This window comes from Neorhizobium huautlense, from assembly GCF_002968575.1.
GTDB classification, from domain to species: domain Bacteria; phylum Pseudomonadota; class Alphaproteobacteria; order Rhizobiales; family Rhizobiaceae; genus Neorhizobium; species Neorhizobium huautlense.
The window spans coordinates 86,758-112,244 of record NZ_PVBM01000019.1; the positions used below are offsets into that span (position 1 = coordinate 86,758).

Sequence of the window (25,487 nt, forward strand, 5' to 3'; positions counted from 1 at the left end):
GATATCATCATGCGCGTCAGCCAACTCAATTACTATCCGCTGAAAAGCGGCCGCGGCATTGCACTCACCGAAGCCGAGATCGCGGAGGAAGGCATTCCCGGCGACCGGCGGATGATGGTGACTGATCCTTCCGGCCATTTCATCACGCAGCGCGAACTGCAGGCGCTGGCGCAGCTTCAGGTGACGCCGCAAGACGGCGGCTTCCGCCTAGCGATCGACGGCAAGGGCGAGATCGGTGTCAGCCACCCCCCGGCCGGTCGTCGCATGAACGTGGCCGTGTGGAAATCGATCGTCAGCGCGGCACTGGCGGACGACGGGGTCAACGAGACGCTTTCGGGCTGGCTCGGCCGCGACATCCGGCTGGTCTTCTTCGACGATCACGCGAAGCGTATTGCAAGCGCCGAATGGGCGGGGCCTGATACGCCCGTCACTTTCGCGGACGGTTATCAGGTGCTCGTCACCACGACCGGCTCGCTCGCGGCACTCAATGCCGACATGGAAAAACATGGCGAAGGCGCGGTCGGCATGGAGCGTTTCCGACCGAATATCGTGCTCGACCATGACGAGGCCTTCGAGGAAGACAATTGGCAAGGCATCGAGATTTCCGGCATCCGCTTCGATTTCGTCAAACCCTGTGCCCGCTGCATCATGACCACGCAGGACCAGAAGACCGGCTCCCGCGAGGTGCCGAGCCCGATGGCCGCCATGGGCCGCATCCGCATGTCGGCCGACCGGCGGGTGCCGGGTCCGCTCTTCGGCTGGAACGCGGTGCCACGGAGGACCGGCCGCATCAAGCTCGGCGACGCGGCGACAGTGACGGCGGAGCGGGATGGGTGGGCGATCAAGCGGCGGGCGTGACACCGCCGGTCTGCTACCGTTGTGACTGAACGTTCGGTTGTGCCTGCATGGTCGCAAGATCAATCGGCATCGAGATATGCTCGTGGGCGATCAGCCATTGGCCCGCTATCTTGCGGAAACCGGATGTCACGCGGACCCAATAATCCGCCTTGTCTCCGCCTGTCCGCGTGCTCCTGACGTGGCTCAGGCTGTGGCAGAAGCCCACATCGCCATTCGCTGTGATGCGAAAGTCGTGGATGTCGTAATCGATCGATCCTTCAACCGAAGCGAACCAGGCCTCGAAGTTCTTTCGATAGGCATCTGCGCTCTGGATCTGCGCCGGTGGCCGGATGTCGAAGACGACGGTATCTGCCGCGTAATACGCCATCAGGGCACCAATGTCCTTGGCGCGCAACGCTCGCGCCAGACCGTCCACGCGCCGGCGAATTTCTTCTTCTTCAACGGTTGGGCTTGCAGCTGTCGACATGACACTCTCCTGCAGATGGGGGCCATTCGGCCTCCCGGCTTTAGCAAAAGTCCGCCCGCGGCAAATCTACCACGGGCAGACTCTGGCACCAACCGGCCAATCCGGGCCTGTTCAGAGGATGTATCGCAATTGTATAGCCGGCGTCCCGGGGGCCGCCTATTCCGCCGGGTTCAATGCGGCAGATGGCGGGACCATCTGGCGCGCGGGGTTGCTGAGGCGACCGTAACCGAGGAGCATGGTGGCGAGTGCGGTGAGGCCGCCGGCGACTGCTACCCAGAAGCCGTTCGAGGCACCATAGGCATCGATGGTCCAGCCGGCGAGCGAGGAGCCAATCGCAAAGCCGATGCCGACGCCGGTCATGGCATAGGTGATGCCTTCGGTGAGCTGTGACGAAGGCACGATGCGCTCGATGAGGCTCATGCCGGTGATGAAGGTCGGAGAGATCGCCGCACCGGCCAGGAAGATCACCAGCGTCAGCGCCCATAGATTGCCGACAAAAGGCATGGGGAGCGTGGTGACGGCAGCGATCAGGCTCGCGAAGATCAGGCGGCGGGCGAGCGGCGTCTTGAACTTGACGGCGCCGATGATGAGGCCGACGACAAACGAACCGGCGGCATAGGCCGAGAGGATATAACTTGCGGCACCCTTATTGCCCATGGCTTCCGCGAAGGCGACGACCGCGACCTCTGCCGTACCGAAGATCGTGCCCATGCCGGCAAAGACCGTGACCACGAACCACATGGAGAGGAGCCGCATGACCGAGCCGCTGCCGGTTTCGCGGTGCGGGTCGACCTTCGGTTCCGTCGATTTCTGCGCCACAAAGAGCGCCGTGCCGATGGCGAGAAAGGCGGCGGACGCTAGAACGCCGGCTTCCGGGAAGAGGGAAACACTGAGGCCGATACCAACGACAGGGCCGAAGATATAGACCACCTCGTCGAGCACGGATTCAAACGCGAAGGCGGTATGGAGCTCTGGCTGGTCGCGGTAGATCTCCGTCCAGCGGGCTCTCACGATCGCCATCATGCTCGGCATCATGCCGGCCAACAGAGCGAAGGCGAATAACGTCCAGTTCGGCCAGCGCTGCCAGGCCGCAGCGGCAAGGCCGACAAGTGCCAGAAAGGTGATGGCCGTCGTCGGCACGAGCACGGCGGACTGACCTTTCGCATCTATCCAGCGGGAGACCTGGGGAGAGATGAAAGCATTGGCGAGCGCGAACGTCGCCGACACCGCCCCCGCGATCCAATATTCACCATGGGTCTGCGACAGCATCGCGACGGCGCCGATCGTCGTCATCGGCAGCGGCAGGCGGGCGATGAAACCGGCGGCGGAGAAAGCTTTCGTCCCCGGCCTCCGGAATATTTCACCATAGGGATTGGGCATGACGGACTCCTTGAGTTATCGTGGGATGACCTTTACATACGCCGCGTATGAGAGTTAGATAGACACATACGTCACGCATGTCAATTAACATACGTGGCGTATGCGAATAATTTCTGGAGTTCCGATGGCCCACAAGCCGCGCAAGGAAATGATCGCCGAAACCCGGGCCAAGCTGATCGCCGCAGCGCGCCACGCCTTTGCCACGCAAGGTTATGCGGAAGCGTCGATGGACGATTTCACAGGCCAAGCGGGCCTGACACGCGGCGCACTCTACCACCATTTCGGCGACAAGAAGGGCCTGCTGCAGGCGGTCATCGCCGAAATCGACGCGGAAATGTCCGACCGGCTCTGCGCGATTTCCAGCAGAGCAAAGACCGCCTGGCAGGGGTTCGTCGATGAAAACATTGCCTATATCGAGATGGCGCTGGAGCCGGAGATCCGCCGCATCATGCTGCTCGACGGGCCGGCGGTGCTGGGCGACCCCTCGAACTGGCCGAACCAGAACGCCTGTCTCCGCTCCATGACGGCAAGCGTCCAGAAACTCATCGACGAAGGCACGATCCGGCACGTGGATGCGGAGGCGACCGCACGGCTCGTCAATGGCGCCACGCTCAGCGCCGCACTCTGGATTGCCGGAGCGGAGGATCCCGAGGCCGCCTCGAGGAAGGCCACGGAGGCGTTTCTCGTGATGGTATCCGGCCTGCTGAAGGAAACGGTTCCGGCTTAGGTACGGCCGTCTGGAGCTTGGGCTTGCATAAGGGCATGGCCCAGCACGTCGAAGACGCGCGGGTCGAGCATCTGCGAAACGTTGAAGCGCATGAAGCCGGTCGCTGCCTGCAACAGGCTGAAAGCGTTTCCGGGCGCCAGGACCACGTTCCTTTCCAAGGCTGCGCGCGCAACGCGTGCGGCATCCAGATCGTCCGGCAGCCGACACCAGAGAAACATGCCGGCCTGCGGCTCGATCCAGGGCGTGATGCCGAGCCCCTTCAATTTTGCCGAAACCTCCACCATCGCCCGAGACAGACGCGTCCGCAAAGCTTCGACATGTTTGCGATAATTGCCGTCGCTCAATACGTTGAGGACCAGTTCCGCCGTCAGCCTCCCGCCGCCGAAGGTGGTGGCGATCTTGAGGTCCGTCAGGCCCTCGATCCATTCAGGCTTTGCGGCAACAAAACCGCAGCGCGCCGAGGCGGACAGGGTTTTCGAAAAACTGCCGATATGAATGACCCGGTCAAGCCCGTCGAAGGCGGCCAGGCGCGGCGCCGCGGCATGCTCGAAATCGGCAAAGATGTCGTCCTCGATGACGGTAAGATCGAACTGATCCGCAAGCTTCAGGACGCGATGGGCCGCCACCGGCGAAAGCACGGCGCCGGTCGGATTGTGAACGGCGGAATTGGTGATGTAGAGACGCGGCCGATGCTCGGCGCAGATTTCGGCGAACACCTGGAGATCGGGGCCGGAGGCCGTGTAATGGACGCCGACGATCTTCGCGCGGTGGGCCCGCAGCAAGGCATGAAAGTTGAAATAGCAGGGATCGTCGACCAGCACGGTATCGCCGGGCTCGATAAGAAAACGGCACAGGAGATCGATCGCCTGGGTTCCCGATTCGGTCAGCATGATTTGATCAGGAGACGCTTCGATCCCCCGTTCGGCCATGCGACGCGAGATCAACTGGCGAAGCGGCGGCAAGCCCAGCGGCGAGCCGTAGTCGGCCAGCGAGGGACCTTCGCTGCGGGACAGTGCTCGCAAGGCCCGGCGGATGCTTTCCTCCGGAAGCCAGGAAGGCGGCAACCAGCCGCAGCCCGGCTTCAACCCACCCTCGCCTGCGTCAAGGGATTGCCGGGAGACCCAGAACGGATCGACGGCGCGGTCGAGCCTGGGACCAACCTCCGAGAGCGAGAATGGCGCAGCCTGATTTGCGACATAGAAGCCCGACCCCGGCCTCGACAGGATCGCCCCTTCGGCGACGAGGCGTTCATAAGCGTCGACCACCGTCGAGGTGGAAACCCTGAGTGTGCCCGCCAGCCCGCGAACTGAGGGCAGCTTGGCGCCCGGCGTCAGGCTGCGGCCGGCGATGCGCTGCCTGATCGTCGTCATGACCATCGACACCCGGGTGCCATCCGCTGCCTCGCCGTTCATCCGTACTGGATCCTTTACCATAACAGTTTTTCCAAACCGTATCAGACTGTGGCTGGTGAAGCCATTCGCCTTCATCGATAAGGACTGCGAAAATGATGGAGTGCTTCATGGACCGTACAGCAGCCGGATGGATCAACGGGTTTATCGGTGTGGTCATCTTCAGCGGCTCGCTGCCCGCCACCCGCGTTGCAGTGATGCAGTTCGATCCGGTCTTCCTGACGGTCGCGCGGGCCGCAATCGCCGGAATATTGGCGGTCGGGCTGCTCATGCTGTTTCGGGAGAAGCGGCCTGTACGGAGCGACGTGGTACCCCTGGCGGTCGTTGCCCTCGGCGTCGTGGTCGGGTTTCCGCTGCTGACGGCTCTTGCGCTGCAGCACGTGACCTCGGCGCATTCGATCGTCTTCGTCGGCCTGCTGCCGCTCGCAACGGCCATCTTCGGTGTCATCCGGGGCGGCGAGAGACCTAAGCCCGCCTTCTGGCTGTTTTCGATTCTCGGAAGCGGGCTGGTGGCCGGGTTCGCGCTGGCGCAGGGGCTGACGGCGTCGCCCGTCGGCGACGCATTGATGCTTGCCGCCATCATTGCCTGCGGCCTCGGTTATGCCGAAGGGGCGAGACTTTCCCGCAGGCTCGGCGGGTGGCAGGTGATTTCCTGGGCGCTCGTCCTGTCGCTGCCGCCGATGATCGTTGCAGCGGTCGCCACCATGCCTGACACCTTTTCCGGCATCGAAGCGCCCGCATTGGCGGGCCTTGCCTATGTTTCGCTGTTCAGCATGCTGATCGGCTTCGTTTTCTGGTATCGCGGCCTCGCGCTCGGCGGCATCGCCTCGGTCGGTCAGTTGCAGCTCCTGCAGCCGTTCCTCGGGCTGGCGCTCGCGGCGACCCTTCTGCACGAATCCGTCAGCTGGATGATGTTCGCTGTGACGCTCGCCGTGATCCTCTGCGTCGCCGGTGCGCGCAAGTTCGCCCGATAGGCACGACAGCTGCGGCCTTGGCTGGCTAGCCTGGCTTCCATCCCGCCCAGCGCATGGCAGGTATTCGCAAAAGCAGGTTGCCTGACATCTTGGCGAACGGCGAAAACGGACTAGCTATTCCGTTTTCCGCCCTGCTCGGCCGTTGCGCCGTCTGGACGCCCCACCAGAAGTAGACCTCCCGCATGACACCTCGGTCCATCGGCCTTCTCTGCGCTCTTTCGGCCGTGACCATCTTTTCCATGCAGGACGGCATTTCGAAACATCTCGGCACCGCCTACCCGCCGATTTTCGTGACAATGATCCGCTATTGGGCCTTTGCAGGCTTCGCGCTGTTCCTCGCGGGCCGCTCGCCCGTGGGATTGAAGGGCGTCGTCACCGCCAACCGGCCCTGGCTGCAGATCGCCCGCGGCGTGCTGCTCGTCACGCAGATCGTGGTGTCGATCTTCTCCTTTGCGCGGGTCGGGCTTGCGCCTACCCATACGATTTTCGCGGCGACGCCGCTGGTCGTCGCCTGCCTTTCGGTGCCATTTCTCGGAGAACGGGTCGGCTGGCGGCGCTGGGCGGCGATCGGCATCGGCTTCATCGGCATCCTGTTGATCATCAACCCGCTGCAGGCGACATTCGACACCAAGATCATCATCCCGATCGTCGGCACGCTGATGTTTGCGGTCTATTCGATCATGACACGGCTCGCGAGCCGCACGGACACGCCAGACACTGCCTTTTTCTACACCGGCGTGGCCGGTGCGCTGGCGATTACGTTCGTAGGCCCGTTCTACTGGACGCAAATCACGCTTGCCGACTGGTTCTGGATGATCGCCCTCTGCATCACCGGCATGAGCGGGCATTATCTTCTGATCCGCGCCTATGACCTGCTCGATGCCGTCGTCGTACAGCCGATGTCCTATATCCAGACCGTAATCGTCTGCCTGATGGGCGTGTTCCTTTTCGGCGAGGTGATGACGGTCAACATGATCACCGGCTGCACGATCGTGATTGCCGCCGGCATCTTCACCATATGGCGGGAAGCCCGGCTTGCGCGTGCGGCACCCGCAGCAATCGATCCGCCCGGAACACCGTGACCCTCATCAAATGCGGTGATGGATCGATTTAGCAAAAGTTGTTTTTCGAATGCCGCCGGCAGGGGTATGTTTTACCTCTCATTGCAGGAGGACCCCATGAACCAATCCGCGACCCAAGCCGTGCGCTCGCCGATGCCCTGGCTGATTATCACCGCCGGCGCGCTGATCGCGATGCTGACCTTCGGGCCGCGCTCGGCCATGGGCTTCTTCCAACTGCCGATGCTGCAGGATACCGGCTGGGACCGCTCCACCTTTGGTCTGGCGATGGCGATCCAGAACCTCTTCTGGGGCCTCAGCCAGCCCTTTTTTGGGGCGCTTGCCGACAAATACGGCACGGGGCGTGTCCTTGCCATGTCGGGCGTGCTCTATGCCGCCGGCCTCATTCTCATGGCCAATGCGAGCGCGCCGATCTGGCTGCATATCGGCGGCGGCGTGCTGGTCGGCATGGCGATCGGTGCCGGTTCCTTCAGCGTCATTCTGTCGGCCTTTGCCCGCAACGTGACGCCCGAGCAGCGATCGATGGCGTTCGGCATTGGCACCGCAGCCGGGTCGGCCGGCATGTTCCTGTTTGCGCCGCTAAGCCAGGCGCTGATCAGCAATTTCGGCTGGTCCGACAGCCTGGTCTATATGTCGGTCATGATGCTGATCGTGCCGCTGCTTGCCTTCCCGTTGCGCGGCAACGCAAACTCGGGAAGCCAGTCCCACAGCCAATTTCAGCAGTCGGTGAGCGCGGCCCTGAAGGAAGCCTTCGGCCATCAGAGCTACCTGCTGCTCACGGCCGGCTTCTTCGTCTGCGGCTTCCAGGTTGCCTTCATCACCGCGCATTTCCCGGCCTATCTCGGGGACATCGGCATCGACGCGCGTTATGCGGTGATCGCCATGGCGCTGATCGGCTTTTTCAACATCATCGGCTCGCTCGGCGCCGGCTTCATCGGCCAGCGTTATTCGAAGCCCTATTTCCTCGCTTACATCTATATCGGCCGCTCGATCGCAGTGACCGCGTTCCTGCTTCTGCCGCAGACGCCGACGACCGTCATCGTCTTTGCAATCGTCATGGGACTGCTGTGGCTTTCCACCGTGCCGCCCACCAACGGGCTCGTCGCCATCATGTTCGGCACACGCCATCTCGGGCTTCTCGGCGGCATCGTTTTCCTGTCGCACCAGGTGGGCTCGTTCCTCGGCGTGTGGATGGGCGGTTATCTCTACGACCGCTTCGGCTCCTATGATCCAGTCTGGTGGCTGGGCGTCGGGCTCGGCATCTTCGCTGCGGTCGTCCACTGGCCGATCCAGGAAAAGGCGGTCGACCGAGAGATGCCGGCTGCCCAGCCGGCTGAATAACACAGCTCAGCCGGCCTGCCGTTCCGCTGCCTGAGACAAGGCTTTCAACGCCGCCTGCACAAAACCATCGCGGGCGGCGTTTTCCGTCAGGCCTCGGGGCTCGTAAACATGTCGGTGCAGGAAAAAGGCGGTGAGGCGGAAGGCCGCCGCCATGCTTTCCCGGTCGGCTGCTTTCGCTGCGCCCTCGCCCAGAAAGCCGGGCAGAGCCAACATGCGGTCGGCATAGGGAGCGCCTGCTGCGCGGGAGACGGCACGGCCGGTTTTGGGCGAGACATAGACGAGATCCTCGGTAATCCCGGTCGCGGCGCATTCGGTGAGGTCGAGGCCGAAGCCGAGATCGTTGAGGACTGCCAGTTCGAAGCGCACGAAGAGTTCGCCGGCATCGGCCGGGTCGTCCAGCGCGTCGAGAATGACGTCCAGCGCCTCGAAGAGATGAGGGTGCGGATCGCGCTCGGGCAAGAGCCGGAGCAACGCACCCATGGCCTGCACGCCATAAACGGCGGTCGCCGTCTCCATCAGTTTCGCGGCCCTCAGCCGCACCGGCTCCAGCTTGAATTCGCCGAGATGTTCATCGAGACGCGCCCGCCAGACGGCCTCTACCCGGTTTCCCGGCTGCAGGACCGGCTGCATGGCGCGCGAGCGGCCGGAACGGACGAGCCCCATATGCCGCCCGCGCTCGCGCGTCATCAATTCGGCGATGACGCTCGTCTCGCCGTGGCGCTTGACGCCAATGATGATGCCTTCGTCCTGCCACTGCATGTGCTGCTTTAACATCCTTCCAATGTGATTCAGTTCTACCCGATAAGTGCTTCAGACTGAATCGGTTTCTGGAATTTACGCTCTTCCGGGAAGTTGTAGCCTGTCCCGTCTTGCCTGGAACAAATCGGGCTCCATTTGGATTCCTGTGCGAAATTTCCACTTCAGATCACAAAGCCCGGGAGCCCTTATGAAAAACGTTCTTCTTGTCGCACTGGCCGCCCTGCCGGCTGCCGCTCTCCTTGCCTCCCCCGCCGCCGCCCAATCGCCGCAGCTGGAACAGGCTTGCGTGATGGTCGCCAAGAATTTCCTGCTGGTGCCGAACGTCAAGACCGGCATCGTGCAATCCTACCCGGAACTCGATCCACCGGGCGCAAGGCTTACCTATTCCACACGGGAAGATGCCAAGCCGACCGATTTCAACAACGAGATCGAGTGTGAATTCGACAAGCCGCAGCCGCCGTTCAATCTCCTGCGCTTTTGCATTTCAGACACATGTTATGGCCCGAACGAGCAGGAGCAGGAGAACCGCCGACGTTACCAGGAGGTCAAAGTGCTGATGGATCGGCAGCAGAAGAAGTGAGCGCCCTCAGAACTCTTTTTTGCCGCCGATCACATTGAGCGCAGATGAGAGATAGCGCGCTGCGAGCGTATGGCGGCGTCTCGTGGCGATGCCAAGGGCGGCCCGGCAATGGCTTTCCAACGGGTCACCCACCGTTGGATCGAGGGACGACTGGACGGTGACCGTGCCGCTGTAGATCGACGGAACACCCTCCACATCCCGCAGGCAGCGGCCGTTCGCCGCCACCGAGATCTTGCGACCGTCGGGGTGAGTGAGGCCATATTTCGCCTGGTAAGGCAGGCCGGTGATGATTGCATCGTGGATCGCCTTGGCGACCCGCTGCTTGTCACCCTCGTCGATATACCGGATGACCAGCTCGATCGGCGCGCCTTCCACGAGGTCGCTGTAGGGAACACCGAATATATCAGCGATGATTTCATCGCCGTATACTCTGTTCTCCGGGACGCTCCAACTATAAAAACCGATGGGACAGGTAGCGTCCATCTCGGCATTGCCGTTGAAGAATCCAATGTCAGCCATTCACGGACCTCTCGTTGTTTACGACAGGGTGACGCGCGGTCCGGGCTTTAGCAATTACTTTTTATAATCGTTCCAGGAATGCGGCGGAAAATCCGCTCAATTTTTGGGGAAATCCAGCCCCATCTCGCGGAAACGCTCCGGATCGTCGCCCCAGTTTTCCCTGACCTTGACGAACAGGAACAGGTGGACGGGCTGCTCGAGGATCTCCGAAATCTCCTTGCGGGAGGCGGTGGAGATCGCCTTGATGGCCTCGCCGTTCTTGCCGAGAGCGATCTTCTTCTGGCTGTCGCGCTCCACATAGATGACCTGTTCGATACGGACCGAACCGTCCTTTCGCTCCTCCCATTTCTCGGTCTCGACGTGGGACGCATAGGGAAGCTCCTGATGCAGGCGCAGGAACAGCTTTTCGCGGGTGATTTCGGCGGCGAGCTGGCGCATCGGCAGATCAGAGATCTGGTCTTCCGGATAATACCAGGGACCTTCCGGCAGCGTTTCGGCGAGATAATCCATCAGGTCCTCGCAGCCGGAGCCGGTGGTGGCCGATACCATGAAGGTGCGTTCGAAGACGACCGCCTCATTGGCTGAAGCGGCGAGCTTCAGGAGATCCTCGTGGCGGACCCGGTCGATCTTGTTCAAGACCAGGATCTTCGGCTGATGGACCTCCTTCAGGCCCTCGAGAATCGCCTCGGCATCACCGCGGATGCCGCGCTCGCTGTCGATCAGCAGGAGGATCAGGTCGGCATCCTTCGCCCCGCCCCATGCGGACGTCACCATGGCGCGGTCGAGCCGGCGGCGCGGCTTGAAGATGCCGGGCGTATCCATGAAAACGATCTGGGCGTTGTTGTGGATGGCGATGCCGCGCACGATGGCGCGCGTCGTCTGCACCTTGTGGCTGACGATCGAAACCTTGGCGCCGACGAGCCGGTTCAGCAGCGTCGATTTGCCGGCATTGGTCGGGCCGATCAGCGCTACGAAGCCTGAATGGGTCGCGCCGACTTCTTCTTCGTCAGCGGGGATGTTGTAGCTTTCAGTCATCTTGTCCAATCATTCTCCGGCGGGCTTCTGCCACACGCCTTCACGTTCGAGCATCCTGGTCGCAGCGACCTGTTCGGCAGCGCGTTTTGAGCGGTCGACGCCCGTTTCCGGCGATACTCCCGGCACCTCCACCGTGACGGTGAAGCGCGGATCGTGGTCCGGGCCGGACCGGTCGTCGATGCGATAGGAAGGCGTCAGGCCGAATTTGGCATGCGCCCATTCCTGCAACTCGGTCTTGGCGTCGCGCCGCGCACCGTCGGCGCGGGCGGCGCGGCTTTCCCAATACCGGAGGATGAAGCCGCGCGCGGCTTCCAGCCCCCCATCAAGATAGAGCGCGGCAATCAGGCTTTCCACCACATCGGCGCGAACATTCATCATTCGCTTGCCGGTGAGCTTCTTCACATCGGCGCCGGTGCGGATGAAACGGTGCAGTTCCAGTTCATCGGCAACATGCGCGCAGCTTTCGGCGCTGACAAGCTGGTTGAGCCGCACCGAAAGCTCGCCTTCGGTCGCCGACCGGAAGGTCTTGAACAGGAGGTCGGCGACGCAGAGGCCAAGCACCCGATCGCCCAGAAACTCCAGCCGCTCGTAATTCGCACCCTTGGCCGAACCGGTGCTCGCATGGGTGAACGCCCGGTCCAGCCATTGCTTGTCGGCGAATTCGTGGCCAATCAGTTTTTCAAGCTGGCCGCGATCCTCCGCCGAAAGCGCCTTGGCCTTCATCAGTGGACGACCTTAAAGAGGCGATCCCAGCGCATGTTCGTCGGCCATTTCCAGACTTCCCGGAACGAGGTGTCGTTACCGAGCGAGAAGAAGATGATGCTGGCGCGGCCGACGAGATTTTCGGCGGGCACCATGCCGACGTCGAAGCGGCTGTCGAGGGAATTGTCACGGTTGTCGCCCATGAAGAAGTAGTGCCCTTCGGGAACCGTGAATTCCTGGGTATTATCGCCGCGCGAGACCGGCGAATGATCAAGCGTGTCGTAGGTGACGCCGGTGTCGAGGGTTTCGCGGAAGACCGGCACATCGGTGCCCGGATCGAGGCTGTAGTCGGAGGTGAAGGTACCGTCACCCTGTTTAGGCACCGGCTTGCCGTTGATCAGAAGCACGCCGTCGGTGACCTGCACCTTGTCGCCCGGCAAGCCGATCAGACGCTTGATGTAATCCACATCCGGATGGCTGGGGAGGCGGAAGACGATAACATCGCCGCGCTCAGGCTCGCTGAACTCGAAAATGCGGCCCGAAAACAGGTTCGGCGAGAACGGCAGCGAGTATTTCGAATAGCCGTAGGCGAATTTGTTGACAAAGATATAGTCGCCCACGAGCAAGGTCGGCATCATCGAGCCGGAGGGAATGGTGAAGGGCTGAAAGAGGACGGTGCGGATCACCATCGCCAGCAGCAACGCCTGGATAATGACCTTGATATTTTCCCAAAGGCTGTTCTGCGGCTTGGTCTGGGCTTTTTCGGACACGTTCAAAGTTCTTTCTCTTTCCAGCAAAGTGCCGCTTTCTAACCCCTTCACGGAGCGGCGGCAATGGCTGATGGGCAACGGGGCGGACGATCAGCGGGCGAGAGGCCTCGCCTCGATGACCACGAAGGCCTGGGCATAAGGGTATTCGTCGGTGATGGTGATGTGGATGAGGGGTTCATGGTCCGCCGGCATCATCTCGGCGAGGCGCTCCGATGCGCCGCCGGTGAGCACCATGGTCGGCTTGCCCCCCGGAAGATTGACGACGCCCATGTCTCTCCAGAACACACCCTGGGCCATGCCGGTGCCGAGCGCCTTGGAGCAGGCCTCCTTGGCGGCGAAACGCTTGGCATAGGATGCAGCCCGGTTCTGACGGCGATCGGATTTCGCCCGCTCGATTTCGGTAAAACAGCGGTGGGTGAAACGCTCGCCGAACCGCTCGATCGATTTTTCGACGCGGCGGATGTCAATCAGGTCGCTGCCCATGCCGATGATCATGAAATTCTTCCTTCGTGCGCTCGGTCGCGTTTTATACTGACTTGAGCGTTCCGGCCCGCGCCGTCAAGCGTTGCCTACGCCGGTCGCGGAAGCTGCGCACAGCCCAATAGGTCACGACGTAGAAGAAAAGCCCCGAAAGCACCCCCGGCGGCAGCGATCCTATCAACATCGGCTCCAGGATCGGGCGCCAGAGCTGCGACAGGTCGAGGCGGTGGAAAAGCGCGCCGAGATCGAGGTGGTCATGGCCGGCAGCTTCGTTGCCGAGCATGACTTCCCCAATCTTCCAGGTGAGCGGCCAGATGATGGGACAGGTAATCGGATTGGCGAATGTCGTACCAAGCGCCGCGGCGATGACGCTTCCACCGAGCAGATAGGCGATCGGGATCGCAAGGAGCATGTGAAGGCCGAGAAACGGCGTCCATGCGCTCACCACGCCGATCGCAAGGCCGGCGGCGACCGCGTGCGGCGATCCCCCGATCCGCATCACCTTCAGGCGATAATAATCGAGGCTGCGGCGAAAACCCCTCGGCGGCAGAACGGCGCGGAGCAGTCTGTCACGAAATCCGAGCGGGGTGCGGCGGCGGAATGGCATCGGGCATTATCATCGTTCGGCGGCACGGGGCTAAAGCCTTCATGCCGCGGCAATCTTCGGAACAATCAACGGCCATAGCCGAAGCCGAAGATGATGGCGAAAGTTGGCCGCCCGTGATCGGGCATTGCTGCCGGAGCGATCTGAACGCCGGGCGCATCGTCTGCGGATGCGCCAATCTGCAAACCGCGCGGCAGTTCCGCGCGGAGGACGGGCAGGCTCTTAGAAGCCGGACTTGCGGAACATGCCGCGGTCGACCTGGCGCATCCGGTATTCGAGATCGATCCGGTCGCGGGCTTCGTTGAGATAGGCGACTTCGCGGTCCTGGGTGGTGGGGACGCGGAAGGCGCGGGCGAATTTGCGTACTGAGTCAAACATGATTGTTTCTTCTTTCTCTCTCATATTGCACTGCAACAATATAAGATGCGCGCTCACGTATTACCAACGCGACGAACGCCGGCCAGCCTTGCGCTGGGAGCATGGCGAAATGCTAGATCGGGTTGAAAAATGGGCAACAGAAAAGAGGCGGTGCATTGGATATTCGACATCTCCCCTAAAAGTAGCGCCCACTCCCAATATAAGCGTCTTTGCGCTATACTGATCGGGCGGGGTCCAAAAGGAGGTGGGACTCAGGTGTTGACGATCGTTCTTGGATCAATCCTGTTCGTTGCCGGGCTGCTGTATCTGTTTCGCGGAGCCCTGGATCGCCGCCGGCTCAGCGAGCCGCACCGTTCCGGCGGGGCCGACGCGAAGCCGACCCTGGAACCCCGGCGCCAAGGCATCGGCTTCCTGAGCCTCAGCAGAAACTGGCCGGGCGTGGCCATGATGGCTGTCGGAGCCATTCTGCTGATTTCCGGAGCCTATGCCTGATTGCCGGCTTGGCCGCGGCTTCTAATCATACACCCGCTTCAAGTTTGCGACGCAGTCGAGTTCCTTCAGCTGCAAGAGAAGCTGGTTGAGCTGACGCAGGTCCCAGACCTCGACCTCCATGCTGATCTCGGAAAAATCGGCGGCGCGGTTGCTACCCATTGCCAGCGTACGGATATTGACATCGAGACGGGCGATCGTCTGTGTGACCGTCGCGAGCGTACCGGGTTCGTTCAGCGTGTTGACCTCGATCTTGGCGGAAAACCGCGATTTGTTCGCCTCGTCCAGGTCCCAGCGGACATCGATCCACCTCTCCGGCTGGTCATCGAATCGCTGCAGGGCCGAAGCCTGGATCGGGTAGATAGTGATCGCCTTGTCCGTTTCCATGATGCCGACGATGCGGTCGCCAGGCACCGCGCCGCTCGGCGCAAAGCGGACTTCCATATTGCCGGACAGACCGCGGATCGGCAGCGGATCCAGTCCGGCCTCGATCTCCTCCGGCGCCACGGCCCTCTGGTTCGGCAGTTTAAAAATCATGCCGGAGGCGCTGCGCATGTTGAACCAGCCGTCATCGGCGGGCTTCACGGTAACGCGCTCATCCTTGTAGTCCGGGAAGACGGCGCGCAGCACGTCGAGCGAGGAGAGTTCTCCACGTCCGACGGCGGCGATCGCATCCTCCACATCCTTATGCGCCAGCCGGTGGAGCGCCGGCTTCAATGCCTCGCGGGAAAAGACCTTGCCGGTGCGCTCGAAGGTGCGCTCCAGGATACGGTGTCCCAGACCAGCATATTGCTTGCGGATGGCCATACGGGTGGCGCGGCGGATGGCTGAGCGCGCCTTGCCGGTGACGACGATCTCTTCCCAGGCGGCCGGCGGCACCTGCACGCCGGAGCGAATGATCTCCACCTCGTCGCCGTTGTTGAGGCGGGTCACGAGCGGCATGATCCGGCCGTTGATCTTTGCGCCCACCGTGGTGTCGCCGATATTGGTATGCACCGCATAGGCAAAATCGATCGGGGTGGCACCGCGCGGCAGGGCGATCAGTTTTCCCTTGGGGGTAAAACAGAAGACCTGGTCCTGGAAAAGTTCGAGCTTGGTATGCTCCAGGAATTCCTCGGGACTGTCGCCTTCGGCAAGCGATTCGATCGTGTGACGCAGCCAGGAATAGGCGTTGGATTCTCGCGGGAGAAGCTCTCCGCCCTTTCCATCCTTATAGAGGGCGTGGGCGGCAATGCCGTATTCGGCAATTTCCTGCATGAGCTGCGTGCGGATCTGCAGCTCGATGCGCTGGCGCGAGGGACCGACGATCGTGGTGTGGATGGAGCGGTAGTCGTTCTGCTTCGGATTGGAGATGTAATCCTTGAAGCGGCCCGGCACGACGCGCCACCGGGTGTGGACGATGCCGAGCGCGCGGTAACAGGACGGGATATTGTCGACGATGATGCGGAAGCCGTAGACGTCGGAAAGCTGCTCGAAGGAGAGCGACTTCGACTGCATCTTGCGGAACACGGAATAGGGCTTCTTCTGCCGCCCTTTGACATAGGTGTTGGTGAGCCCGTTGGCGATCAGCAGCTCGCGCAGCTCATCCTCGATCTTCTTGATCAGGCCTTCATTGCGCGCCTCAAGATCCGAGAGCCGCTTGGTGACCGTCTCGTAGGCCTCGGGATTCATATATCGGAAGGACAGATCCTCCAGCTCGTCGCGCATGTCCTGCATACCCATGCGGCCGGCAAGCGGCGCATAGATATCCATCGTCTCTTCGGAGATGCGCGCCTTCTGCTCCGCCTTCATATGGTCCAGCGTGCGCATGTTGTGCAGCCGGTCGGCGAGCTTGACCAGAAGGACGCGCACGTCGTCGGAGATGGCGAGCAGCAGCTTGCGGAGATTTTCCGCCTGTTTCGCCTTCTTCGATACCAGGTCGAGCCGCTTCAGCTTGGTGAGCCCTTCGACCAGCCGCCCGATGTCCTCGCCGAACAATTCGTCGATCTCGGCGCGGGTGGCGGTGGTATCCTCGATGGTATCGTGCAGGAGCGCGACGGCGATGGTCGACTCGTCGAGATGCATGTCGGTCAGGATGGCGGCGACTTCAAGCGGATGGGAGATATAAGGATCGCCGCTGGCGCGTTTCTGCTGGCCATGCTTCTGCATGGCATAAACATAGGCCTTGTTAAGGAGAGCTTCGTTGGCGTCGGGTTTATACTTCTGAACCCGCTCCACGAGCTCGTATTGCCGCATCATCCTGAAAAGAGTCCCTGATCCTCAAGTGGCCGACCGGCCCTGCCGAAAAGAAAATGGCGCGCCAACCGTCCGGTCAGCGCAGCCATCTTAAAACATTCAGGCAGATTAGGGCGAGAGAATGAACGAAAACTTGCTAAGCAAGTGTTTCGCTTAGTAATCGTCGCTCTTTTCCGGCGGCACCAAGCCTTCGATGCCGGCAAGGAGCTCCTCTTCCGACATCTGGTCGAAAGTAACGGTTTCCGGAGCGTCCTCGTCCTCGTCGCGGTCGGATGCGACTGCAACCCCGCCGGCGGCGATCAGCGATGCCGGATCGGGCTCCGGCTCGTCCACTTCGACGTGCTTCTGCAACGAATGGATGAGGTCTTCCTTGAGGTCGTCGGGGGAAAGCGTCTCGTCGGCGATTTCCCGAAGGGCGACAACCGGATTCTTGTCATTGTCGCGGTCGATCGTGATCGCAGCGCCCTGGGAAATCTGGCGGGCGCGGTGGCTCGCGAGCAGAACCAGCTCGAAACGGTTATCGACTTTGTCAATGCAATCTTCTACTGTGACACGGGCCATTGCCTGTCCTTTGGGTCATGGATTTTCGGAATTGATACGCCCGATACAGCCATTGCACGGCAAATTCAAGTTTTTCCTGACCCCGCCCTAGTTTCCTTCACCGATGACTCCTGGGGGCGACGGCCTGATTCAACCGCAAGCTGCTTGGATTATTGCGAATCGTGCCATAAATGACAGTTATATGAATAGTTCTTAATGTAGTGGATTATTCGGGAGGTTTGGTTCACAAATATTGACCAAAGCTCTGCCTGCCAAGCAGGTTTATAAAAAAAGGGGATGGAGACAATATGTTTGACCCAAGGGAGAAGATTGCTCTCTTTATCGACGGCGCCAATCTCTACGCTGCCTCGAAAAGTCTCGGCTTCGATATAGACTATCGGAAACTTTTGAAGGCTTTCCAGAAGCGCGGCTATCTCCTCCGGGCCTATTATTACACCGCCCTCATCGAAGACCAGGAATATTCCTCGATCCGACCGCTGATCGACTGGCTCGACTACAACGGCTACAAGGTCATCACCAAGCCTGCCAAGGAATTTACCGATTCCATGGGGCGCCGGAAGGTCAAGGGCAATATGGACATCGAGCTGGCGATCGACGCCATGGAACAGTCCGAAACCGTCGACCACCTGGTGCTCTTTTCCGGCGACGGCGATTTCACCACGCTTGTGGAAGCCCTGCAGCGCAGGGGCCGCAAGGTCTCGGTCGTCTCGACCATGCAGACGCAGCCGCCGATGATCGCCGACGACCTGCGCCGCCAGGCCGACCATTTCATCGACCTGATGACGCTCAAGGCCGAAGTCGGCCGCGACCCCTCCGAACGCCCGGCCCGCCCGACGGAGCCGGCTGAACACGCCGATCTCTGAGCGAGCCGAAAAAAAGAATAGGCGCACGTTTTTCGGCGGCGCCTTTTTCTGTTCCAGGTTAGAAAAGTGCCATGCTTTTCGAACGCCCAAACGACGACATTCTCTATGATGCGCTGGTTGCACGCGACGCAGCCTATGAAGGTTTTGCCTGGGCGGCAGTGAGGACAACCGGCATCTTCTGCCGCCTCACCTGCCCGGCCCGCAAGCCGAAGCGAGAGAATACCGCCTTCTACGATACGATCGCCCAATGCCTCGAGGCAGGTTTCCGCCCCTGCAGCCGCTGCCGCCCGATGCTCAAGCTCGGCGAGGCCGATCCGATGGTGCTGCGGCTCATCCAGGCGCTCGATGCCGATCCGGAGCGGCGCTGGGGCGAGGACGACGTCGCTGCGCTTGGCATCGACCCTTCCACCGCACGGCGCGCCTTCAAGCGAAAGTTCGGCATGAGTTTTCTGGAGATCGCCCGACTGAGGCGAATGGGGAAGGCCGCCGAGACATTGACATCCGGTGCCAGCGTCATCGACGCGCAGCTGGACGCCGGTTACGAGTCCGGCAGCGGTTTCCGCAGCGCCGTGACCAAGCTCTTCGGAGCCGCTCCCGCTAACCTGCGCGACAAAGCGCTGCTCAGGACCGACTGGATCGAGACGCCGATCGGTCCGATGATGGCGATCGCCGACCAGCATGCCCTCCACCTTCTCGAATTTTCCGAACGCAAAGCGTTGCCGGCGGAGATCCGGAAGCTTCAAACCTTCACTGGCAGCGGCATCGTGATGGGGCGGCATCCGCCGATCGATGAGATCGAGGCGGAACTCGGGGCGTATTTCGCAGGTGACGACCGTGGTTTCAGGACACGGCTTGCCGGCCATGGCTCCCCGTTCCAGCGGCAGGTCTGGACAGCACTCCGCGACATTCCGGTCGGCGTGTCACGCACCTATGGTGCGATTGCCGCCGAACTCGGCCTACCCTCCTCCACTCGGGCCGTTGCGGGCGCCAACGGAGCAAACCAGCTCGCCATCGTCATTCCGTGTCATCGGGTTCTGAGCGCCAGCGGCAGCCTCACAGGTTATGGCGGTGGACTGTGGCGGAAGCGCTGGCTTCTCGAACACGAGCGGCGGATGATGGCCAAGAGTAGCCGGGCGTGACACTCTCAAGATATCGTCGAGAGCATCCGCTCTTCAACAGAACGATCAGTCGATGATCGTGTTGGCACCCTCTTCCGTCAGGCGGGCGAGCCCCTCCTTCATCTGCTCGATCTGTTCAGGCGAGTGCCCTTGCCACCCGGTCACCTCGCCGATAATCCGCAAGGGGTCGCGGGATCGATAGGACAATGTCGGATTGCCGGGAAATCTCTTGTCCGTCAGATTGGGGTCATCCTCGACCGCTCCGGTTGGCTCCACGACGTAGATGCGTTGCCGCTCGCCGCCGGCCGCAAGTTCAGCTCCCCAGATCGCGGCATCCAAAGTTCCGGAGAAATAGACCCAGGACAGCGGGTCGGCGATGAAGTTTGACTGGTGTCCGACAACGACCAGCTCGCCAGGCTTCAAATCCGCCCGTGTTCCGTGGAAGAAAGATCGAACGAACATCGTGGCGCTGGCTGCCATCCATGCAGGTTCCTTTTTCTGGTTGTCAGGCGCTTCTGCCTTGCGGCTTCGGATTTGGCCTGATGTTATGATGTTAGAGATATCGGATACTGCAGTTCGCCGAAGCGATCAAACCGACGCCGGCCTGCTCGTCTGAAGCCCTTCCGCCGAAGCCCGCCTCGCCTTCCTGGCGCGGAATACCGCTTCGACGATCAAGGACAATGGCACCCCGATGAAAAACGGGATGAAGAAGTAGATCACCCGGAAGGCGACGAGCGAGCCGATGGACGCCTGGTCGCCCATCACATGCCTTACCGTCGCCTCCAGCACACCAAGCCCGCCCGGGGCATGGGTAATGATGATCGCCAGATTGGCGAGCACGAAGGCAGTGGCGGCCTTGAGGTAGCTTACATCCGCGCTGGCGGCCATCACTTCGCGAAGACAGGCCGAAACCAGCGCGAAATTGATGGTGCCGATCACCACCTGGGCGACCGCGATCTGCCAGGTCGGCATCTGGAATGTCCAGGACCGGATTTTTAACGGCGTGCGTACGAAAGCGGCAAGAGCGAGATAACCGGCGGTCGCGGCAAAGCAGGCGGTACCGATCCCGATCACGGCACTTTCACCAATGCGCAGCACGGCCGCCGCGTCTTTCGGATTCACGACCATGACGATGCCGGAGAGGACCATCATGCCAATGCCGACCGTAACGCCGGAGAGCAACACGATCTTGGCGACATCCTCGGTATCCATGCCCCAATGGGCGTAATAACGGTAACGCAAGGCGCCGCTGCTCAAGCCGGAAAGGCCGACGCTCTGGCCGATCGACAGGCTGATGAAGGAGGCGAGCACGATCTTGGGATAGGCAAGATCGTTCTTCACATAGCGCACGCCGATCCAGTCGAAGCCGGTCAGACAGAGATAGGAGCCGAAGGCAAAACCGAGAGCGGTCAGCAGGTTGAAGATGGGGATCGCCGCTATGGATTCGGTGATGTCGGAAAAGGAATATTCGCGGAAGGTGTGATAGAGCAGATATCCAGCCAGGCCGAAGCCGATCACCAAGGTCATATAGGTCAGGATTTTTTTTCGTGTCATCGCCCGCTCGCTCACAGATGAAATCCAACGGGCCGGACCAGATTTTGTTCCTATCGCGCCGTCTCAGATCCGGTCGATGATCTGCGAGAACAAAGGATCGTTGCGGTTATATCCGCGGGCGGTGCTGCGAAAGACCTGCTCCGTCGCGGCAAGCTCTTCGATGTCGTTCACGTGAAAAAGCCGCCAGCCCGAACCGGTACCGGAGATCTGCCAGCAGCTTAGTGCCAGCTCGTCGTGACCTCACATAGGCCAGAATATGCGGCCGCACCCGGCGCATTACATCCTTGTAGCGCAGTTCGATGACTGTCCTGCGGTCGATGGCATCCTTGATGATGTCGCGATAACGCATGATCCACCTCGCATGTCCCCCCCAACGGATGGGAAAAGGCAAGGTTCACCGATCAGCACGCATTGTGGCGGATCAATTGGCCTTCAAAAGCCGGGACTTCTGCCGATTCCAGTCGCGTTCCTTCTCCGTCTCGCGCTTGTCGTGCAGCTTCTTGCCCTTGGCGAGCGCGAGTTCGAGCTTGGCCCTGCCCTTCTCGTTGAAATAGATCTTCAGCGGCACAAGCGTCATGCCTTCGCGATTGATCGCTGCGCGCAGGCGGTTGATTTCGCGCTTGGACAGCAGAAGCTTGCGGCGGCGACGCGGCTCGTGATTGAAGCGGTTCGCCTGGAGATATTCCGGCAGGTGCGAATTGATCAGCCAGATTTCCTCACCCTCGTCGGAAGCATAGGATTCCGCGATGTTGGCCTTGCCGTCGCGCAGGGACTTGACCTCGGTCCCCGTCAAAACCAGACCAGCCTCATAGGTATCGATGATTTCATAGTTGAAGCGGGCCTTGCGGTTTTCCGCGACAATCTTGTTTACCGTTCGCTGGCTGCCTTTGGGTGCCATGGGAGAACTTCCGATCCGCCCTTTATCTGAAAACAAATCCCCGCCCATGGGCGATGAGCGGGGTTCGGCCTCTATTTAATGCGCGGAAGGCAAAATGTGAAGCGGCGGAGACCGCTTTGCCTTAGTTCAGCAGGCCCGCATGGCGCAAGGCCGCGTCGATCGCCGCCTCCGTTGCCGGCTCCAATGTCGAAACGAGCGGCGAGCGGACCGTGCGGTTCATACCGCGGGTCTTATTGAGACCGTATTTCGCGCCGCAGAGGCCGGGTTCCATGAAGATCGCCTTGTGAAGCGGCATCAGCCGATCCTGGTACTCCAGCGCCTTGGCATAATCGCCGGCAAGCGTCGCGGCCTGGAATTCCGCACAGAGGCGCGGCGCCACATTGGCAGTCACCGAAATGCAGCCGACGCCGCCATGGGCGTTAAAGCCGAGCGCCGTCGCGTCCTCACCGGAAAGCTGGACGAAATCCTTGCCGCAGGTGATGCGCTGCTCGGAAACACGCTCGATCTTGCCGGTCGCATCCTTGACGCCGACGATGTTCCTGTGCGCCTTGGCGAGCGCGCCCATGGTTTCCGGCGACATATCGATCACCGAGCGCGGCGGGATGTTGTAGATGATGATTGGCAGCTTCGTCGCTTCGGCGATCGCGGAGAAATGCGCAATCAGCCCCTTCTGGGTCGGCTTGTTGTAATAGGGCGTCACGACCAGGATGGCGTCGGCGCCTGCCTTTTCCGCATGCACTGCAAGCTCTATCGCTTCCCGGGTATTGTTGGAGCCGGCGCCGGCGATGACGGGAACCCGCTTTTTCGCCACCTCGACGCAGAGCTCAACGACGCGCTTGTGTTCGTCATGCGACAAAGTGGGCGATTCACCGGTGGTGCCGACCGGCACCAGACCGCTGCTGCCTTCACCGATCTGCCATTCCACATGGGCGGCAAAGGCTGCCTCATCCACCGCACCTTCGGTGGTGAAGGGGGTGACGAGGGCGGGCATTGATCCCTTGAACATGCAAAAGCTCCCAATCGGCAGCTTTTCATTCTGCTGCCGTAATCCGTGACTATGAGGTCGCGCACCATAAAGCGGCGGGAAAGCGGCGACAAGCGCGAGCAGGCGGGATTTCACCCGGAATCTCATATAAGAAATCGCGCATTTTCATAGATATGGTAGGGTTTCGTTAATCTGCTCGGCGGCTAATAGGGGTTAGACATCTTTATCGCGAGTTACCGGATGAACAAGTCCGTTCTGACCGTTGCCACCCTGGGCGCCGTTCTGGGGCTTGGCGGCGCGGGCATGCCCAGTTTTGCCGCATCGCTTCCCGAAAACGTCGCGCCGCTGTCGTTCGTGAAGCCTGAGAACCCGGCTGCCGTCCCAGTCCCGGCTGCCATGCCGACGCCCGACATCACCGGTGCCATTCCGCGCAGCGATCTCCGCACGGGGCGCCTGCAGCCGGCCATCGTGCTCAAGCAAGGCCTGGACGCACTGGCGGACAATGATATCGCAACCGCGCTCGCCGTCCGGAACGGTCTTTCAGAGGATGCTCTCGACCGGCATATTCTCACCTGGGCGATCGCCACCTCCGGGGCGCCGGGCGTTCCCTCGCACGAGATTGCCGCAGCACAGCGGGAACTGAAGAACTGGCCGGGCCTGAAGGGCCTGCGCGCCCATTCCGAACGCGCCCTCTACAGGGAAAACCCACCCGCAAGCGCTGTGCTCGCCGCATTCGGCCGGACCCGGCCGGAGACCGCGGAAGGCGCGATCATCCTGGCCCGCGCGCTCGCGGCCACCGGCAGGACCAGCGAGGCGGCACGCGCCATTCGCCAGATCTGGGTCACGGAGCTGCTCGACAAGCCGATCGAAGACAAGATCATTGCCGAATTCCCGACCCTGCTTTCATCCGCCGACCACAAGACGCGGATGGATCATCTGATGTACAAAGGGCGGACCGCGCAGGCGAAGCGCTTCAGCGAATTCGCAAAGGCGCAATCTCTCTACGCCGCCTGGTCGGCCGTCATCGGCAATGCCAAAAACGCCGGCGCGCTGCTTGCCGCCGTCGATGGATCGTGGAAAGACGATGCCGGATATCTCTTTGCCCGGATCGAATATCTGCGGCGCCAGGACAAATACCGCGAGGCGGCCGAGCTTCTTGACAAAGCACCGCGCGATGCAACGAAACTCGTCGATACCACGGAATGGTGGAACGAGCGGCGCATCGTTGCCCGCGGACTTGCCGACCAGGGCAATTTCAAGCTCGCCTACAAGATCGCCGCTGACTATGTCGCCACCTCCCCCACCGATGTTGTCGATGCGGAGTTTCACGCCGGCTGGTATGCGCTGAGAGCGCTTGGCAATCCGGCAGCGGCCGAGAACCATTTCCGCAAGATCCTGAACGCCTCGAACCGGCCGCTCTCCGCCTCGCGCGCCTGGTACTGGCTGGGACGCACGGCCGAACGCGGCGGTCCCGGCGACGCACAGGAATTCTTCACAAAGGCTGCCCATTATTCGGGAACGTTCTACGGCCAGCTTGCAGCGGCCCGGCTCGACGTCAAGACGCTCAATGTCGCCTATCCTCAACCGACCGCGAGCAACCGCGAGAGTTTCGAGAGCCGCGAGGCGGTGAAGGCTATCGCGCGGCTGGAGGCGGCCGGCCACGAGAAACGTGCCTCCGCACTTTATCGTGCGCTTGCCGAAGAGCTTACAAGTCCTGGGGAACTCGCCATGCTTTCGGCGCGGGCGGAAGCCAAGGACAACCACGCCCTCTCCCTGCAGATCGGCAAGACCGCTTTCAGCCGCGGCATCGACGTGGCGGCACTCGCCTATCCGATCGGCGTTATCCCTCAGGGGGCCAATATCGAAGGTTCGGGCAAGGCGCTTGCCTATGCCATTGCGCGTCAGGAAAGCGCCTTCAACCCGGCGGCCGTTTCGCCGGCCAATGCCCGCGGCCTGCTGCAGATCCTTCCGGGTACGGCCCAGGGCGTCGCCAAACGCCACGGGCTGACCTACGCAGCTGCAAGGCTCACCACCGATCCGGGCTACAATGCAACGCTCGGCGCCCACTATCTCGGCGAGCAGATCGATGCCTTCGGCGGCTCCTATATCCTGACCTTCATCGCCTATAACGCCGGCCCGAAGCGGGTGCCAGAATGGATCGCCCGCTATGGCGATCCGCGCGGCAAACCCATCGATGAGGTGGTGGACTGGATCGAGCGCATTCCCTTCCCCGAAACGCGCAACTATGTGCAGCGGGTGATGGAGAACTACCAGGTCTACAAAACACGGCTCGGCCAAAAGGCCGATATCGAGGCAGACCTGAGGCTTGGCAGACAAGGGTAAGCCTTCAAACCAGTTGAAAAACCTGCTGCAGACGGCTAACGCCACTCAAACCCCGCTTGGTGCCGCGGCGCAATAGTGCCTGTGCTCCGTTTGGGGCCGGTTCGTCGCCTACCGCCCAAACGACGCGCGTGCTTTATGCCGATGCGGAAGGCAATCCGCTACGCTGCTTGAGAAGGCCCTTTGCTCAGGGGAAGCGAATAGCTCCACCCCCCTCTCACTCATCACGGTCAAAAAACAGAAAGCCCGGCGCAATCAGGCTGTGTGGAAACGATTGGAGGCTCCGGATGACCGGGGCCTCTTTTTGGTTTCATGAGGTGGCGGTGTTGATATTGATCGCGCGGAGGATGTTGTAGGCGAGGACAGAGAGGGCCATTTCGGTC

Annotated in this window: 27 protein-coding genes; 10 read left to right on the forward strand and 17 right to left on the reverse strand. The window is 61.4% G+C overall.

What is annotated here, in order from left to right; genetic code table 11:
* Positions 1-9 precede the first annotated feature (9 nt).
* Positions 10-858 carry an MOSC domain-containing protein gene (locus tag C5L12_RS19565; protein WP_105373733.1) on the forward strand — a complete coding sequence of 283 codons (849 nt, stop codon included), beginning with the start codon at positions 10-12 and terminating at the stop codon, positions 856-858.
* A 13-nt stretch (positions 859-871) separates the two neighbouring features.
* On the opposite strand, the gene C5L12_RS19570 is transcribed toward C5L12_RS19565, so the two are convergent.
* Entirely contained in the window at positions 872-1,324 is a 453-nt protein-coding gene (locus C5L12_RS19570) for a YybH family protein (protein ID WP_105373734.1), read from the reverse strand.
* Between the two features lie 156 nt (positions 1,325-1,480).
* A complete protein-coding gene (locus C5L12_RS19575; RefSeq protein ID WP_105373735.1) occupies positions 1,481-2,704 on the reverse strand; it encodes an MFS transporter in 1,224 nt (407 codons plus the stop codon).
* 124 nt (positions 2,705-2,828) lie between these two features.
* On the opposite strand from C5L12_RS19575, the gene C5L12_RS19580 reads away from it, so the two are divergent.
* Positions 2,829-3,431: a TetR/AcrR family transcriptional regulator gene (locus C5L12_RS19580; RefSeq protein ID WP_105373736.1), complete on the forward strand. Its 603-nt coding sequence runs from the start codon at positions 2,829-2,831 to the stop codon at positions 3,429-3,431.
* On the opposite strand, the gene C5L12_RS19585 is transcribed toward C5L12_RS19580, so the two are convergent.
* On the reverse strand, positions 3,428-4,864 hold the full coding sequence (locus C5L12_RS19585; protein WP_205839362.1) for an aminotransferase-like domain-containing protein: 1,437 nt from the start codon (positions 4,862-4,864) through the stop codon (positions 3,428-3,430). The genes C5L12_RS19580 and C5L12_RS19585 overlap by 4 nt on opposite strands.
* Before the next feature lie 86 nt (positions 4,865-4,950).
* Between C5L12_RS19585 and C5L12_RS19590 the strand changes: the two genes are divergently transcribed.
* The 3 genes from C5L12_RS19590 (at position 4,951) to C5L12_RS19600 (ending at position 8,234) form a co-directional block, all read left to right on the forward strand.
* Positions 4,951-5,814, forward strand: a complete 864-nt coding sequence (locus C5L12_RS19590) for a DMT family transporter (RefSeq protein WP_105373738.1) — start codon at positions 4,951-4,953, stop codon at positions 5,812-5,814.
* Positions 5,815-5,996: 182 nt separating this feature from the next.
* Complete coding sequence (locus tag C5L12_RS19595; protein WP_105373739.1) at positions 5,997-6,896, forward strand: DMT family transporter; 900 nt, start codon at positions 5,997-5,999, stop codon at positions 6,894-6,896.
* Positions 6,897-6,992: 96 nt separating this feature from the next.
* Positions 6,993-8,234 carry an MFS transporter gene (locus C5L12_RS19600; RefSeq protein ID WP_105373740.1) on the forward strand — a complete coding sequence of 414 codons (1,242 nt, stop codon included), beginning with the start codon at positions 6,993-6,995 and terminating at the stop codon, positions 8,232-8,234.
* A 6-nt stretch (positions 8,235-8,240) separates the two neighbouring features.
* Here C5L12_RS19600 and recO read toward each other — a convergent pair whose 3' ends face one another.
* Positions 8,241-8,993, reverse strand: a complete 753-nt coding sequence (gene recO / locus C5L12_RS19605) for a DNA repair protein RecO (protein ID WP_105373741.1) — start codon at positions 8,991-8,993, stop codon at positions 8,241-8,243.
* Between the two features lie 187 nt (positions 8,994-9,180).
* Between recO and C5L12_RS19610 the strand changes: the two genes are divergently transcribed.
* On the forward strand, positions 9,181-9,573 hold the full coding sequence (locus C5L12_RS19610) for a hypothetical protein (RefSeq protein ID WP_105373742.1): 393 nt from the start codon (positions 9,181-9,183) through the stop codon (positions 9,571-9,573).
* A gap of 6 nt (positions 9,574-9,579) precedes the next feature.
* Here the strand turns inward: C5L12_RS19610 and C5L12_RS19615 are convergent, their stop codons facing one another.
* The 7 genes from C5L12_RS19615 to C5L12_RS19645 all read right to left on the reverse strand — a co-directional run bounded on the left by C5L12_RS19615 (position 9,580) and on the right by C5L12_RS19645 (position 14,061).
* Entirely contained in the window at positions 9,580-10,092 is a 513-nt protein-coding gene (locus tag C5L12_RS19615; protein WP_105373743.1) for a PAS domain-containing protein, read from the reverse strand.
* Positions 10,093-10,188: 96 nt separating this feature from the next.
* Complete coding sequence (gene era / locus C5L12_RS19620) at positions 10,189-11,127, reverse strand: GTPase Era (RefSeq protein ID WP_105373768.1); 939 nt, start codon at positions 11,125-11,127, stop codon at positions 10,189-10,191.
* Positions 11,128-11,136: 9 nt separating this feature from the next.
* Complete coding sequence (gene rnc, locus C5L12_RS19625; RefSeq protein WP_205839363.1) at positions 11,137-11,850, reverse strand: ribonuclease III; 714 nt, start codon at positions 11,848-11,850, stop codon at positions 11,137-11,139.
* Positions 11,850-12,599, reverse strand: a complete 750-nt coding sequence (gene lepB / locus C5L12_RS19630) for a signal peptidase I (RefSeq protein ID WP_105373769.1) — start codon at positions 12,597-12,599, stop codon at positions 11,850-11,852. The genes rnc and lepB overlap by 1 nt, the downstream gene beginning before the upstream one ends.
* A 90-nt stretch (positions 12,600-12,689) precedes the next feature.
* Entirely contained in the window at positions 12,690-13,094 is a 405-nt protein-coding gene (gene acpS, locus C5L12_RS19635; RefSeq protein WP_105373745.1) for a holo-ACP synthase, read from the reverse strand.
* Between the two features lie 31 nt (positions 13,095-13,125).
* Positions 13,126-13,686, reverse strand: a complete 561-nt coding sequence (locus tag C5L12_RS19640) for a DUF2062 domain-containing protein (protein ID WP_105373746.1) — start codon at positions 13,684-13,686, stop codon at positions 13,126-13,128.
* A gap of 219 nt (positions 13,687-13,905) precedes the next feature.
* Positions 13,906-14,061 carry a DUF3563 family protein gene (locus C5L12_RS19645; protein ID WP_105373747.1) on the reverse strand — a complete coding sequence of 52 codons (156 nt, stop codon included), beginning with the start codon at positions 14,059-14,061 and terminating at the stop codon, positions 13,906-13,908.
* A gap of 255 nt (positions 14,062-14,316) precedes the next feature.
* Here C5L12_RS19645 and C5L12_RS19650 point away from each other — a divergent pair, with 255 nt between their 5' ends.
* Positions 14,317-14,553: a hypothetical protein gene (locus C5L12_RS19650; protein WP_105373748.1), complete on the forward strand. Its 237-nt coding sequence runs from the start codon at positions 14,317-14,319 to the stop codon at positions 14,551-14,553.
* A 21-nt stretch (positions 14,554-14,574) separates the two neighbouring features.
* Here the strand turns inward: C5L12_RS19650 and C5L12_RS19655 are convergent, their stop codons facing one another.
* Positions 14,575-16,788, reverse strand: a complete 2,214-nt coding sequence (locus tag C5L12_RS19655) for a RelA/SpoT family protein (protein WP_105373749.1) — start codon at positions 16,786-16,788, stop codon at positions 14,575-14,577.
* A 150-nt stretch (positions 16,789-16,938) separates the two neighbouring features.
* Positions 16,939-17,346, reverse strand: coding sequence for a DNA-directed RNA polymerase subunit omega (gene rpoZ, locus C5L12_RS19660; protein WP_105373750.1), 408 nt, complete (start codon positions 17,344-17,346; stop codon positions 16,939-16,941).
* A 287-nt stretch (positions 17,347-17,633) separates the two neighbouring features.
* Between rpoZ and C5L12_RS19665 the strand changes: the two genes are divergently transcribed.
* Positions 17,634-18,209: a LabA-like NYN domain-containing protein gene (locus C5L12_RS19665; RefSeq protein ID WP_105373751.1), complete on the forward strand. Its 576-nt coding sequence runs from the start codon at positions 17,634-17,636 to the stop codon at positions 18,207-18,209.
* Between the two features lie 71 nt (positions 18,210-18,280).
* Positions 18,281-19,348: a bifunctional transcriptional activator/DNA repair enzyme AdaA gene (locus C5L12_RS19670; protein WP_105373752.1), complete on the forward strand. Its 1,068-nt coding sequence runs from the start codon at positions 18,281-18,283 to the stop codon at positions 19,346-19,348.
* A gap of 45 nt (positions 19,349-19,393) precedes the next feature.
* Here C5L12_RS19670 and arr read toward each other — a convergent pair whose 3' ends face one another.
* The 4 genes from arr to dapA all read right to left on the reverse strand — a co-directional run bounded on the left by arr (position 19,394) and on the right by dapA (position 22,785).
* Positions 19,394-19,807, reverse strand: coding sequence for an NAD(+)--rifampin ADP-ribosyltransferase (arr, locus tag C5L12_RS19675; RefSeq protein WP_105373753.1), 414 nt, complete (start codon positions 19,805-19,807; stop codon positions 19,394-19,396).
* Positions 19,808-19,915: 108 nt separating this feature from the next.
* A complete protein-coding gene (locus C5L12_RS19680; protein WP_105373754.1) occupies positions 19,916-20,881 on the reverse strand; it encodes a lysylphosphatidylglycerol synthase transmembrane domain-containing protein in 966 nt (321 codons plus the stop codon).
* A gap of 421 nt (positions 20,882-21,302) precedes the next feature.
* Positions 21,303-21,779, reverse strand: a complete 477-nt coding sequence (smpB, locus tag C5L12_RS19685) for an SsrA-binding protein SmpB (RefSeq protein WP_105373755.1) — start codon at positions 21,777-21,779, stop codon at positions 21,303-21,305.
* 121 nt (positions 21,780-21,900) lie between these two features.
* A complete protein-coding gene (dapA, locus tag C5L12_RS19690; RefSeq protein WP_105373756.1) occupies positions 21,901-22,785 on the reverse strand; it encodes a 4-hydroxy-tetrahydrodipicolinate synthase in 885 nt (294 codons plus the stop codon).
* Positions 22,786-23,004: 219 nt separating this feature from the next.
* Between dapA and C5L12_RS19695 the strand changes: the two genes are divergently transcribed.
* Positions 23,005-25,107 carry a lytic transglycosylase domain-containing protein gene (locus C5L12_RS19695; RefSeq protein ID WP_105373757.1) on the forward strand — a complete coding sequence of 701 codons (2,103 nt, stop codon included), beginning with the start codon at positions 23,005-23,007 and terminating at the stop codon, positions 25,105-25,107.
* Positions 25,108-25,487: the final 380 nt, after the last annotated feature.